Source organism: Paenisporosarcina sp. P5_A11, assembly GCF_056400705.1.
The window spans coordinates 42622-54509 of record NZ_JBFUKT010000001.1 but is presented as its reverse complement, the minus strand read 5'-3'; the positions used below and the strand labels follow the sequence as shown (position 1 = coordinate 54509).

Below are 11888 nucleotides of genomic sequence, written 5' to 3'. Positions count from 1 at the left end.
TATCATGAAAGGTATTAAAGCTGTAATACTAATTGTAATTATTTTATTTGCTGCCCTAGTAGCTGTCGTATTTTCAATTACCTCTTTTTATCAAAAAAATGAAACTCAAAATGGATATTCGAAAGCAATAGAAGGAACGGTAGCAATAATCGATGATTCACGCGTTTTAGTCATAAGTGGTAAAGATGCAGACGAATTAAAAGGACAGACAGAAGAAGAAATGCTTAAAGGTGTTAGTGAAGCGATTTGGTTTTCATTATCGATTGACCAAGTAAAAACAGTTCAGGAAATGGACTCCGTGCGTATAACTTATAGTAAAGTTAGTGAATCATTTCCAGGACAATCAAGTGCTAATAGTTTGAAGAATATTAGTGATGAGAATAAGTAAGTTTATAAATTGCCAGAGATGATTACTTTATTACGGAAGAGGTATCACAAGTGTGAAAATAGAMAAACCAAAAATTCCAAAGCAATTAGAAGAGTTGGATGTTTCATTATTAATAGAGGTGGATGAAGAGCGATTTATTTCCCGGGGAATTTTGTCGAAATGGAACGTTACTGAACTTCCGGAGAACAAAATAAGTTTTGATCAAGTGCATTTCCAGGATGTGGATTTTAATAGGATTCGTTTTGATCAGGTGGAATTTATTGATTGCAAGTTCGAGCGTTGTGATTTATCTAATGTAGACTTTGGTCAAGCCATATTTCATAGAGTAGAATTCCATCAGTCAAAACTAGTTGGCGTACAGTGTACACAAAGCCGTTTCGGACATGTATTGATGGATAGTTGTGTAGCTAATTATGCTGCATTTAGTTTTAGCAAAATGAAACAAGTAAAGTTTCAACAAACAGCTTTTAATAAAGCGGATTTTTTCGAGTGTTTATTTGATAAAGTTGAATTCAATGAATGTGAATTAGACACTGCAAATTTCACTGAAACTAGTTTAGCCAAAATAGATTTAAGTTCGTGTACGTACGAACAAATTACGGTGAGTATTGATAAACTGTCAGGTTGTACCGTTTCAACCGAACAAGCAATGGGTTTTGCGAAATCGCTTGGATTACTCATAAAAGAATAAAAAGCTGTCATGCTCATGAGTTGAGCGTGACAGCTTTTTTCTTAGTAAAACAAATCAAGTAATTGAAAGATAACAGCAGCAAGAGCTGCACAAATTGGTAAAGTAATGATCCATGTTAAAACAATTTTACGTGCAACTCCCCATTTAACGCCTTTTACGCGTTGAGMAGAACCAACACCCATAATAGCTGAAGAAATTACATGAGTTGTTGAAACTGGTAAATGAATCGTTGTTGCTCCGAAAATAATTAATGMGGATGATAAATCAGCTGCCGCCCCGTTAACTGGGCGAATCTTCATGATTTTACCACCAACAGTTTTGATGATTTTGTATCCACCGATAGATGTTCCAAGTCCCATTGCAAGTGCAGCACAAACACGTACCCACATTTGTATATCGTCTGTTGTTTGTAAATCAGCAGCGATTAATGCCATCGTAATGATACCCATTGCTTTTTGTGCATCATTTGTACCGTGAGTAAATGATTGTAATGCCGCTGTTCCGATTTGGAAAATACGGAAGCCTTTGTTCGTTTTGTAGAGAGTGTTATTCTTGAATAATACTTTAAACAACGACATCATCAAGAATCCGACGGCAAGAGCTAAGAATGGTGAGATTAGTAGTGCTTGCAGAATTTTTATGAATCCTTCGTAATTTAATACACCTAAACCAGCAGCCGAAACAGCCGCACCCGCAATCGAACCAATCAATGCATGTGATGAGCTGGAAGGAATACCAAAATACCATGTAATTAAGTTCCAAGCAATTGCGGACAATAGTGCTGCTAGAATAATGAGTGAGCCGTTTTGAAGCGTGAACGGATCTACGATATCTTTCGTGATCGTCTTAGCAACTCCAGTGAAAGTTAATGCGCCGATAAAGTTCATGGTAGCTGCTAGTAATACTGCAACTCGTGGCGAAAGTGCCCGTGTAGAAACTGAAGTTGCAATAGCATTTGCTGTATCATGAAAACCATTTATAAAATCAAATCCCAGTGCGAAAATGACGACTAGTATTGTTAATATGAGTACTGCATCCATGTATTTTTCAGCTCCTATGCATTACGCATGATGATTGTCTCAATCGTGTTTGCCACGTTTTGAGAGTAATCTGCGATGTCTTCAAGCTGCTCGTAAATATCCTTGAACTGAATAATACGAATTGGATCTTTTTCGTTTATGAAAAGTTGTTTGATTGAAGTACGTAATACTTCATCACATTTGCGTTCATAGTCCCTAATTAATACTGCATGATCACGCATTTTAAGTAGTTTTTTGTCTGCTAGTAATTCCATAGCCTTAACGATTTCGTCTGTACTTTTTACAATATAATGTAAGAAAGTACGCATTGATTCGTCAACTTCAGTTAATGAAAACATATCTAAATGTGCTGCAAAATGTTCAATACCATCTAAAATATCATCCATTTTGATTGCTAGTTGAAGAATATCTTCACGTTCAATAGGGGTCATGAACGATTTGTTAAGCTTGGTAGTTAGCTCATGTATAAGTTTGTCGCCTTCAGTTTCGTAGTTTTTTAATTTAACACTAAGTTCTTTTAGATCTGCCACACTTACGATTTTGAAATCATCCGCGTAGTGAGCTGCTTCTCTAACAGTTTCTGAAATTTGTAGCAAAGCCGTAAAAAACGGATCTTGTTTTTTTGAACTAAACATAAAAAGCCTCCTGGACTTAAATAGGATAGGTTAACAATTGTTAACCTCAAACATCATAGCAAAAACTTTAGAAAATCAATACTCTTTTTACTCAAGTTACTCAAAATTTACATTGCTGTAACATATCGTGGCGGAACTTTGTCTTCATATTTAATTATCGCTAAAGCTAAATTTGGATTATACAATAGAAAATAAAAATTTCGGAATAATGAAACTTTTAATTATTTGTTTCGTAAATATTAGTAATCACTAAAGAATTGCTGAAATGGGAGTGACTAGGATGGTGATTGAACAAGTTTACTTTTATGCGTTACTCATTACGGGGGCTGCGACAATTCTGTATGTATTTTTCGGAGATGTTGTGGAAGGGATCGGTGAAGGTATTCCTTTTCTAAATCCCGCGGTTATTATGGCCTTGGTCACATTCGTTTCAGCAACTGGTTATGTCCTTGAGATTTCTACGTCATGGAATAGTTGGCTTGTATTTATAACTAGTATGGTAGTTGGGATGGTTCTAGATACATTACTTTACTTTTTGATTTTACTACCGATGGCATCTACAGAGGTTTCTATTGCATATACTGATGAGTCTTTAGCTGGGCAAGTAGGGAAAGTAATTACACCTATCCCTATTGATGGCTATGGAGAAATTGTTATCGAAACCGTAAGTGGATTATTGAACAAACGAGCAGCTGGTTATGATAACGAAGAAATTGATTATGGTAAAGAAGTGTTAGTGATTGAAGTGGAAGAAGGTACGTTTCTTGTTCGAGAATACGAGGCCATCGATTTCACGAAAATTGATAAAACAAAATGGGGGAATTGAGCATGACTTTAGAAGTGATGGTTGTTATCGGTATCGTGGCATTTGTATTACTAGCAATTATTGGGGTGTACGTCACGAAGTACAAAACTGTTGGACCAGATGAAGCACTTATTGTTACAGGAAGTTACTTAGGTTCGAAAACAGTGCATACAGACGACTCCGGAAATAAAATTAAAATCATCCGTGGTGGTGGTACATTCGTATTCCCAGTGTTCCAACAAGCTAAGCCACTAAGTTTATTATCAAGTAAATTAGAAGTAATGACGCCTGAAGTATATACAGAACAAGGTGTACCAGTAATGGCAGATGGAACAGCCATTATTAAAATAGGTGGGTCCATATCTGAAATCGCAACTGCTGCCGAGCAATTTTTAGGCAAATCTAAAGAAGATCGTGAAAATGAAGCAAAAGAAGTTTTAGAAGGTCACTTAAGGTCGATATTAGGTTCTATGACAGTTGAAGAAATATATAAAAATCGCGATAAATTCTCACAAGAAGTTCAACGTGTCGCTTCGCAAGATTTAGCGAAAATGGGACTTATCATCGTTTCATTTACCATCAAAGATGTGCGTGATAAAAATGGATACTTGGATTCCCTTGGTAAACCCCGTATTGCCCAGGTGAAAAGAGACGCAGATATTGCAACAGCCGAAGCAGACAAAGAAACGCGCATTAAGCGTTCTGAAGCAACAAAAGAAGCACAGCAATATGAAATCGAGCGTGCGACTGAAATAGCTTTAGCGGAAAAAGAGAATCTATTAAAAGTAGCTGAATATCGTCGTGAGCAAGACATTGCTAAAGCTCGTGCTGACCAAGCCTACGAACTTCAAACGGCTCGCTCAAAACAAGAAGTAATGGAACAAGAAATGCAAATTCGAATTATTGAGCGTCAAAAACAAATTGAACTTGAAGAGAAAGAAATTTTGCGTCGAGAAAAACAATACGATTCAGAAGTGAAAAAGAAAGCAGATGCCGATCGTTATGCAGTGGAACAAACGGCAGCGGCTTCTAAGTCACGCGTAATGGCAGAAGCGGACGCAGAAAAATATAGAATTGAAGCAAAAGCGAAAGCAGAAGCGGATAAAGTTCGTTTAGATGGTATAGCAAAAGCTGACTCTGAACGTGCACAAGGTGAAACAGAAGCAGATATTATTCGACTTAAAGGTCTTGCTGAAGCTGAAGCGAAACAAAAACTCGCAGATGCATTTGACCACTATGGCCAAGCTGCGGTTCTTGATATGATTGTACGTATGATGCCGGAGTACGCGAAACAAATCGCTAGCCCTTTAGCAAATATCGACAAGATTACAGTAGTCGATACGGGCGGCGGAGAAGGTGGAGGTGCCAATAGAGTGACCTCTTACGCAACAAATCTAATGTCGACTCTACAAGAAACGTTAAAAGCCTCTTCAGGTATTGATGTAAAAGAAATGCTTGAAAACTATTCAGGAAAAGGAACCCTTCGTCCAAGCTTGGATCGCATTTCATATGAAATGCAAGACAAGAAAAAAGAAGATAAAGTAGAAAATCACGTATCTATATAATCTAAAAGGCTCTCCATTTACTGGAGAGCCTTTTAAATAAGTATAAGGAAGTGGAAAAGGGAAATTTATACATAAAATAAGATTTATAATGACAAATATAGTGGAAAAAGATACAGTTAATGAAAGTATTTACATTTAATAATGCTTAGTAGTGTGGAGGTACCCATGACATTATCCCGAAAGCAAATCATTGACATCAAAGAAAAGCCTTCTCTAAATCGCTTAGTGATTGGCAATTCTGTCGCAACGTACATTGGAAAAACAGATGAACTTGCTTACGGTCTCCTAACGGTACGTCCAAAACGCTCGGTTTGGGTAAGGTATAGATCAGTTGAAGGAATTGACGTGGTCGAAAAATTTACTGTAGTTCTTGGAGAACTTGAAGTTGAGTATAAAGACAAAACGTTTATGTTACAAGAAGGCGATACTATAGATGCGTCTGAATATCCTGATTTACTATCGTTTTATAGTCAAGTTGGGACTGAAATTTTAATTGAAATGACGGAAAGTATATATGAATCAAATTTTAGAGATACAGAAATTGTACAACGTGATGCAGAAGCTATTGAAAAAGTTGATGGATACACATTTCAACATTGTTCTAGAATCAAAGACTATTCCATTGAGCTTTGGAAAAAGCTTGATCAACCAATTGAGCGATCAAGAATGCTGATATGGGGAGCATATTTTCACGATATTGGGAAACTAGCAGTGCCACTAGAAATATTAAATAAGAAAGATAAACTGACATCAACAGAGTGGGAAATAATGAAGTCCCATACTACAAAAGGTGCTGAAATGATCCGTAACCACGAACTTACATGGTTACGTGATTCTGCCTTTATTGTCGAAGAACATCATGAACGATATGATGGAAAAGGTTATCCTAAAGGATTAAAAGAGAATGAAATTTCATTGGAAGCAGCTATTGTTTCGGTGGTCGATTCATTCGATGCTATGACAACCAATCGAGTTTATCGTGAAGCTCTTTCAATTGATGAAGCTATCCAAGAAATTATTCGAGGTAGAGGTACTCAATTTCATCCGGAAGTAGTAGATGCTTTCCTAAACTTATTATACGAACAACAATTTAAGTGGAGATAAGAACATATGAAAAATTTTCATATATCACTATAAATAGATAAAAGCTTGCACCTCTATGGTTGCAAGCTTTCTTTTTTAATGTAGGGGTGAACTTGTATGAAAGCGATATTCTTTGATTTAGATGGAACGCTATTGAACCGAGAATATGCAGAAGCAAATGCAGATGAAGTCATTGATACATTACCAGAAATAGTGCCGATAATGAAGGGAGTACAGTATATGAATTATTTACAAACGATGCGTGAGATGATTGGTAATAAACCTCTATTAACGGTAGGGTGTGGGGTAATTATTGAAAAAGGAAATCAGATATTATTACAGCATCGTACGGATGCTGATGTATGGTGCATTCCAGGAGGAGTTCTTGAACTTGGGGAACAAGTTAGTGAAGCAGCACGAAGAGAAGCTCAAGAAGAAACTGGATTAATCATTGGAGACATGGATTTCTTTGGTGTATATTCGGGTGAAGAAGGCTTTGCGGAATACGCGAATGGTGACCAAGTATTTAGCATTCAACTGATTTTCAAAACTTCCAATATATCAGGAGAATTAATTCAAAAAAGCGATGAATCCAGAGCACATGTCTATTTTGATAAGCAAGATCTACCATCTAATCTGAATTCTCATCAGCAACGCTTTATTATGGACTGGGTTCACCAAGTGCAAACCCCTATAATTAAATAAATGATTTTGCCATAGGTGTTCAAATAAATTTAGAACAAAAAATCCGAGAAGAGAAATTCTTTTCGGATTTTTTGTCATATTTAATGTATTGGTGGGAACATCTTGGTGCACCAATACATATGAAAATTATTTTTTATCTTTTTTAGCTGGCTTTTCTTTAGCTGCAGCTTTTTTCGCTTCTACTTTCACTTGTGTAGCTTCTTTTTTTTGCAGCATTCTTTTAGCAAAAACGATGTGCATTTCAGGTGCATCATCTTTCCATAACCAAATAAACAAGCCAAATAATGCCATGTCCAACACAAATGAAGCTGATCCTGAAACAGCAAACTTAATAAATATTTTATAGATTTGAAGCGAGGATTTTAAAGGGTGAAAATGAGAGGACTTATTGTCGTTCTCATAGATTGTGTCGATTACAAATTCGTGAATGGGAACCCATGCTTCTTTAGATTCAGCCAGCATATTTAATTCGTAATCAAAGGTTTCTCCTTTTATCGATAATAACCAACGGAGATGCTTTATTGAAAAGAGTCGGAGACCGGTCTGAGTGTCAGTTATTCCAATGCCAGTTGTGTAGCGGAATAAGTTTCGAGTGAGTTTATTTCCAAAGCGACTTCTAAAAGGAATATCCTTTCGGTCAAAATTTCTTACTCCTAATAAGATATCATCTTGGTCAAAGGACGCTTGGTATAACGAACAAACATCTTTTGTACGATGTTGACCGTCAGCATCTACTGTAATTATTTTTTGGATAGAATGGCGTTCATTCAAAATGTAATGGAAAGCTGTTTTCAATGCTCTCCCTTTTCCTTGATTTGTTGGGTGATGAAGCACTTTCACTTCTGGAATTTTATCGATAGCTTCGAAAAAAGGAGCAAATTCCTTACCTGAGCCATCATTGACTATGATTATATGTAGAAAGCCCGTATTGATTAGCTGCTTAATCGTATGTAGGCAAGTGACTTCAGGTTAGTAAGCTGCTATAAGTATGCAAGTATGGTCCACACAATTCCCCCTCTCCAAACTGTACCCAAATCTATGAAAATTAAGCTCAATATAAAGGAAACTTCATCATTATGTCGAATCTTGTACTTAACATCATTTGGTTAGGAGCGTGACGTGATGACTGAATTACAACCTATTTTAGTAGGGAAGAATGAACAACCATAAATAGATGAATAGATTTTCAGCAACAAAAAACCATGCGAGAGATCAACTCCTGCATGGTTCTAAGATTCAATTACGTAAAAAGCCAATATTAGTAACGAAATAATGAGTGTATTCAGTACGTAATACGTATTCCTTGTAATTTGCCTGTCAAAAAAAGGAGAACGATCAACTAATTTATAGCTTACGACCATAATTAAAATGAGGATGATTATCGATAAAAAAGTGGACATATTATAAACATGAATATCAATAAAGCGCACAAAAATAAGTGTTGCTGCCATTATAACGCCATATGCAACTCGTTTTAATTCCATCATTTATCCCCCTTCCTATTTAATTATTATAACAACTTGGTCTGTGGATAGGAAGGGAACATAGAGGTATCAACAACGTCGTACATTTAAAGGTAAGGGAGAATTCACATGATTCAATTTGTAGGGTTTGAAAAGCAATATTTATCGTCTATGGCAAGTCTTTTAGCAAAAAGACATGAAGTGGAACGGAGTCGTTATTCATTCCTGCCACAACAGTTTKAAGACCCAAAAGTAACGGAAGCTCTTCTTCAGAAAGAAGTAGAAAAACCATTCGTTAATGGTATTGTGGCACTTCGGGAAGACCATGTAATTGGGTATATGTTATATGAGTTCAAAGAAGACGCGAAAAAGGGTCGTCATATTAAGATTGACTATCCATACATAGCCATTGCAGAAGATGCTCATCCCAGACTTGTCCGATTATTATACGCTGAAGCGGGTGCAGAATGGATAGCGGGTGGCTATTTCCAACATATTATATACGTTCCAATTGGTTATGATCGTTTAGTTTACGAATGGTTAGATCAAGGATTTAGGTTCGAACAAAAATATGCAATACTTRATCTTCAAAATTATATACCAAAAGCAAAAGAGGCAGACAGAAACACATTAAGCGTTCGTCGATTAGCAGAAAGTGATACGGACATGCTAAAACGGATGTCACGTTGGAACAGTATTCACCAAGCGGCTTCGCCTTCTTGGAATCCAATAACGAAAGAGTCTCTGGAAGATGTAAAAAGTGGCTATGCGGCACTTGCAAAAGATTCCGAAGCTATCGTAATGATCGGGGAACAGGAAGATATTCCAGTTGGATTCCATGTATATTATGAAGCGGACTCCTCAGCTAATATGTATACACCTGAACGAACAGTGGAGCTTCCGGCAGCATCTACTAATCCTCAATATCGAGGACGTGGAGTAGGGAAAGCACTTGCAGATGCAAGTCATGCTCAGTTGAAAGAGTTGGGTTACGATTATTCTCTAGCCGATTGGCATACGCCGAACCACTTAGCATCCTATTTTTGGCCAAAACTCGGGTATCGACCGTTTATGATTCGCATGGTACGAAAAGTTGATAACCGAATTGCCTGGGCACATGGCCAATAAAATTCGGATTGTAGGCTCAGTTGGTAGTGGGAAAACAACGCTTGCTCGAAAACTTGCTCTTCAAAAAGGAATCGACATGTATTCATTAGATGACGTAGTCTGGTCAAGAGGCTCTGAAGGGGACTTAAGGAATTCAGATGAACAGCGTGATGCAATATTGGCCGATATCCTCCTTCAATCAACATGGATTATTGAAGGTAGTCATCTCGGCTGGTCGATGAAAACATTTGAAGAAGCAGATCAAATTTACTTCCTGCATCCAAGTTTACCGGTACGTATTTACAGAATTTCACGCAGGTTTATTCGACAAAAGAAAGGCATAGAACAGGTAGCTTATATCCCGACTTGGCGAATGTATAGTCGAATGTTTAAGTGGACGTATCAATATGAAACGAAATACAAAAAACAAGTCCGTAACATACTAAAAAACACACCGGAAAATGCGATTGAAATTCGCGATGGTAAAGAGTTAGGAGTTTGAAAATGAAAAATCAACCGTTTGTGGCATCATGGAGTGGTGGTAAAGATTCGGCCATGGCCTATTACCGCGCAATCCAGTCGGGCATGACCCCGAAACGATTGCTAACGATGTTTCAAGAAGATGAAGAAGTGTCAAAGTCACACGCATTGCCATTAAAAGTGGTACAAGCTCAGGCGGCTCGTTTGGATATTCCGTTAATGATTCGTGGAGCAGGTTGGGACGATTATGAATCAAAGTTTATTGATGCTATGGATGAGTGTCGAGCAGATGGAATTACACATGGAGTATTTGGCGACATTGATTTAGAAGGACACTTAGAATGGGTTCAAAAAACGTGTGCCAAATCAGGCATTGTACCGATACATCCACTTTGGCAGGAACCACGTCGTTCGATTTTAGAAGAACTGTTAGCAGTTGGTTTCGAAGCGGTGATCGTTGTGGTCAATACAAACATGATGCCGGCAGAATATGTAGGTCGAATATTTACACGACAATTGATGGATGAGTTAGAATCGCTAGGCATCGATTCATGTGGTGAAAATGGTGAGTTTCATACAGTAGTCATAGATGGCCCTATTTTTTCATCTCGTGTCCCCGTTACCTTTGGTGAAGTGCGAGAGAATGAAGGGTATGTGTTTTTAACTGTTTCTTTAGAAGCTTAATTTAAATAAAGCAGAAGGCAATCCTTTGGTCAGGATTGCCTTTTTTTGCGGTTTAGGAAAGATAGTCTTTTAACTCGTTTTCTAAAAATGGTTTTGCTTGTAAGAACTCAACAAACACACGGTATTTATTCATGTCATCCGTTGTAGGTTTTTTTCCTGTAAAGTAAGCACGTATCAATATGTTTTTTGGTGTATGTTCCATATCGATGAATTCGAGTAACTGCGCTTCATAACCAACAAGTTTCAATAACTCCGCTCGAATAGAATCTGTCGCAAGAGCAGCAAAACGTTCTTTTACTAGTCCATGCTGAAGCATAACCTCTAGAGCAGGGCTGTTCAGTTGTGTGTTTAACTCATGTTGACAACAAGGCACACTCAAAATTACTTTTGCACCCCACTTAACAGCGCGAGCAAGTGCCATATCTGTTGCAACATCACATGCATGGAGTGTGACTACCATATCTACAGATGTTTCTTCATTGTAGTCATTAATATCCCCAACTAAAAACTCAAGGTGCTCATAATTCAAGTCATCCGCGATTTGTTGGCATTCTTCAATAACTTCTTTTTTTAAATCGAGCCCTGTGACGCGAATATCTAGCCCTTTTTCAATATGCAGATAATGATATAGCGCGAATGTTAAATAGGATTTCCCGGACCCGAAATCTAAAATTCGAACTGGCCGATCTTTCGGAAGATAGTCGAGAGCATCATCTATGAATTCAACAAAACGATTGATTTGACGGAACTTATCATGCTTTTGCTTTTTAACTTTGCCATCAGGAGTTTGAACACCTAGACGCACCAAAAACGGATAGGAAGTATCTTCGTCCAGCAAATAGTTTTTCTTTCGGTTGTGAGAAAGGTTGACTACTTTTTTAGAATTGACACGCTCTGATTTCCAAAGCACTTTAAACTTCTTGGAAAGTTGAATTTGGATTTTTTCCTCTTCAAATTCTGCCTGGACTTGTCGAAATTGTTGAAGCAGAAGATTAATTTTTTCTGGCACATCTGACAAATCGAGATTTTCATGCTTTAACACGCGTTCATGCTGATATTCAAACTGAATCATGTATATTCCTTTTAATTCGACAGGCTTTAATCGCACGCGTTTTACTTCATCTGACTTGGCACGAGGTTGACTAATTGTTGAAGAGATTAACTGTTTGTTGTTGATTAAATCCGTTATTTGATCGAGCATTTCTTGGAATTCCATACAATCCGCCTTCTTTTCAAGTTTCT

At 37.3% G+C, this 11888-nt stretch carries 14 protein-coding genes; 9 read left to right on the top strand and 5 right to left on the bottom strand.

The window, feature by feature from the left end:
- Positions 1 to 4 precede the first annotated feature (4 nt).
- Positions 5 to 388 carry a DUF3221 domain-containing protein gene (locus AC1DOS_RS00280; protein WP_477535950.1) on the top strand — a complete coding sequence of 128 codons (384 nt, stop codon included), beginning with the start codon at positions 5 to 7 and terminating at the stop codon, positions 386 to 388.
- A 52-nt stretch (positions 389 to 440) separates the two neighbouring features.
- Positions 441 to 1079 (top strand): pentapeptide repeat-containing protein, encoded by a 639-nt coding sequence (locus AC1DOS_RS00275; RefSeq protein WP_477535949.1) that lies wholly within the window; start codon positions 441 to 443, stop codon positions 1077 to 1079.
- Between the two features lie 41 nt (positions 1080 to 1120).
- On the opposite strand, the gene AC1DOS_RS00270 is transcribed toward AC1DOS_RS00275, so the two are convergent.
- Together AC1DOS_RS00270 and AC1DOS_RS00265 are read right to left on the bottom strand one after the other, a co-directional pair.
- Entirely contained in the window at positions 1121 to 2119 is a 999-nt protein-coding gene (locus tag AC1DOS_RS00270; protein WP_477535948.1) for an inorganic phosphate transporter, read from the bottom strand.
- 14 nt (positions 2120 to 2133) lie between these two features.
- On the bottom strand, positions 2134 to 2754 hold the full coding sequence (locus AC1DOS_RS00265) for a DUF47 domain-containing protein (protein WP_477535947.1): 621 nt from the start codon (positions 2752 to 2754) through the stop codon (positions 2134 to 2136).
- A gap of 280 nt (positions 2755 to 3034) precedes the next feature.
- Here AC1DOS_RS00265 and AC1DOS_RS00260 point away from each other — a divergent pair, with 280 nt between their 5' ends.
- From AC1DOS_RS00260 to AC1DOS_RS00245, 4 genes are all read left to right on the top strand, one after another.
- On the top strand, positions 3035 to 3580 hold the full coding sequence (locus tag AC1DOS_RS00260) for an NfeD family membrane protein (protein WP_108585597.1): 546 nt from the start codon (positions 3035 to 3037) through the stop codon (positions 3578 to 3580).
- A 2-nt stretch (positions 3581 to 3582) separates the two neighbouring features.
- Positions 3583 to 5124 (top strand): flotillin family protein, encoded by a 1542-nt coding sequence (locus tag AC1DOS_RS00255; RefSeq protein WP_477535946.1) that lies wholly within the window; start codon positions 3583 to 3585, stop codon positions 5122 to 5124.
- A 165-nt stretch (positions 5125 to 5289) separates the two neighbouring features.
- Complete coding sequence (locus AC1DOS_RS00250) at positions 5290 to 6228, top strand: HD-GYP domain-containing protein (protein WP_477535945.1); 939 nt, start codon at positions 5290 to 5292, stop codon at positions 6226 to 6228.
- 96 nt (positions 6229 to 6324) lie between these two features.
- Positions 6325 to 6912 carry an NUDIX hydrolase gene (locus tag AC1DOS_RS00245; protein WP_477535944.1) on the top strand — a complete coding sequence of 196 codons (588 nt, stop codon included), beginning with the start codon at positions 6325 to 6327 and terminating at the stop codon, positions 6910 to 6912.
- 126 nt (positions 6913 to 7038) lie between these two features.
- Here AC1DOS_RS00245 and AC1DOS_RS00240 read toward each other — a convergent pair whose 3' ends face one another.
- Positions 7039 to 7857 carry a glycosyltransferase family 2 protein gene (locus AC1DOS_RS00240; protein WP_477536039.1) on the bottom strand — a complete coding sequence of 273 codons (819 nt, stop codon included), beginning with the start codon at positions 7855 to 7857 and terminating at the stop codon, positions 7039 to 7041.
- A 284-nt stretch (positions 7858 to 8141) separates the two neighbouring features.
- Positions 8142 to 8396, bottom strand: a complete 255-nt coding sequence (locus tag AC1DOS_RS00235; RefSeq protein ID WP_477535943.1) for a hypothetical protein — start codon at positions 8394 to 8396, stop codon at positions 8142 to 8144.
- A 108-nt stretch (positions 8397 to 8504) separates the two neighbouring features.
- Between AC1DOS_RS00235 and AC1DOS_RS00230 the strand changes: the two genes are divergently transcribed.
- The 3 genes from AC1DOS_RS00230 to AC1DOS_RS00220 are packed head-to-tail and all read left to right on the top strand — an operon-like array spanning position 8505 to position 10646.
- Complete coding sequence (locus AC1DOS_RS00230) at positions 8505 to 9503, top strand: GNAT family N-acetyltransferase (protein ID WP_477535942.1); 999 nt, start codon at positions 8505 to 8507, stop codon at positions 9501 to 9503.
- Positions 9493 to 9984 carry a P-loop NTPase family protein gene (locus AC1DOS_RS00225; RefSeq protein WP_477535941.1) on the top strand — a complete coding sequence of 164 codons (492 nt, stop codon included), beginning with the start codon at positions 9493 to 9495 and terminating at the stop codon, positions 9982 to 9984. Before AC1DOS_RS00230 ends, AC1DOS_RS00225 begins: the two co-directional genes overlap by 11 nt.
- Before the next feature lie 2 nt (positions 9985 to 9986).
- The gene (locus tag AC1DOS_RS00220) at positions 9987 to 10646 is read left to right on the top strand and encodes a Dph6-related ATP pyrophosphatase (protein ID WP_477535940.1); all 660 of its coding nucleotides are present in this window, start codon (positions 9987 to 9989) and stop codon (positions 10644 to 10646) included.
- 52 nt (positions 10647 to 10698) lie between these two features.
- On the opposite strand, the gene AC1DOS_RS00215 is transcribed toward AC1DOS_RS00220, so the two are convergent.
- Positions 10699 to 11862: a class I SAM-dependent methyltransferase gene (locus tag AC1DOS_RS00215; RefSeq protein WP_477535939.1), complete on the bottom strand. Its 1164-nt coding sequence runs from the start codon at positions 11860 to 11862 to the stop codon at positions 10699 to 10701.
- Between the last annotated feature and the right edge of the window lie 26 nt (positions 11863 to 11888).

Coding starts and splice junctions, on each gene's coding strand:
- AC1DOS_RS00280 (WP_477535950.1), top strand. CDS start 5: ATGAAAGGTATTAAAGCTGTAATACTAATTGTAATTATTTTATTTGCT.
- AC1DOS_RS00250 (WP_477535945.1), top strand. CDS start 5,290: ATGACATTATCCCGAAAGCAAATCATTGACATCAAAGAAAAGCCTTCT.
- AC1DOS_RS00265 (WP_477535947.1), bottom strand. CDS start 2,754: ATGTTTAGTTCAAAAAAACAAGATCCGTTTTTTACGGCTTTGCTACAA.
- AC1DOS_RS00235 (WP_477535943.1), bottom strand. CDS start 8,396: ATGGAATTAAAACGAGTTGCATATGGCGTTATAATGGCAGCAACACTT.
- AC1DOS_RS00220 (WP_477535940.1), top strand. CDS start 9,987: ATGAAAAATCAACCGTTTGTGGCATCATGGAGTGGTGGTAAAGATTCG.
- AC1DOS_RS00255 (WP_477535946.1), top strand. CDS start 3,583: ATGACTTTAGAAGTGATGGTTGTTATCGGTATCGTGGCATTTGTATTA.
- AC1DOS_RS00215 (WP_477535939.1), bottom strand. CDS start 11,862: ATGGAATTCCAAGAAATGCTCGATCAAATAACGGATTTAATCAACAAC.
- AC1DOS_RS00225 (WP_477535941.1), top strand. CDS start 9,493: ATGGCCAATAAAATTCGGATTGTAGGCTCAGTTGGTAGTGGGAAAACA.
- AC1DOS_RS00260 (WP_108585597.1), top strand. CDS start 3,035: ATGGTGATTGAACAAGTTTACTTTTATGCGTTACTCATTACGGGGGCT.
- AC1DOS_RS00245 (WP_477535944.1), top strand. CDS start 6,325: ATGAAAGCGATATTCTTTGATTTAGATGGAACGCTATTGAACCGAGAA.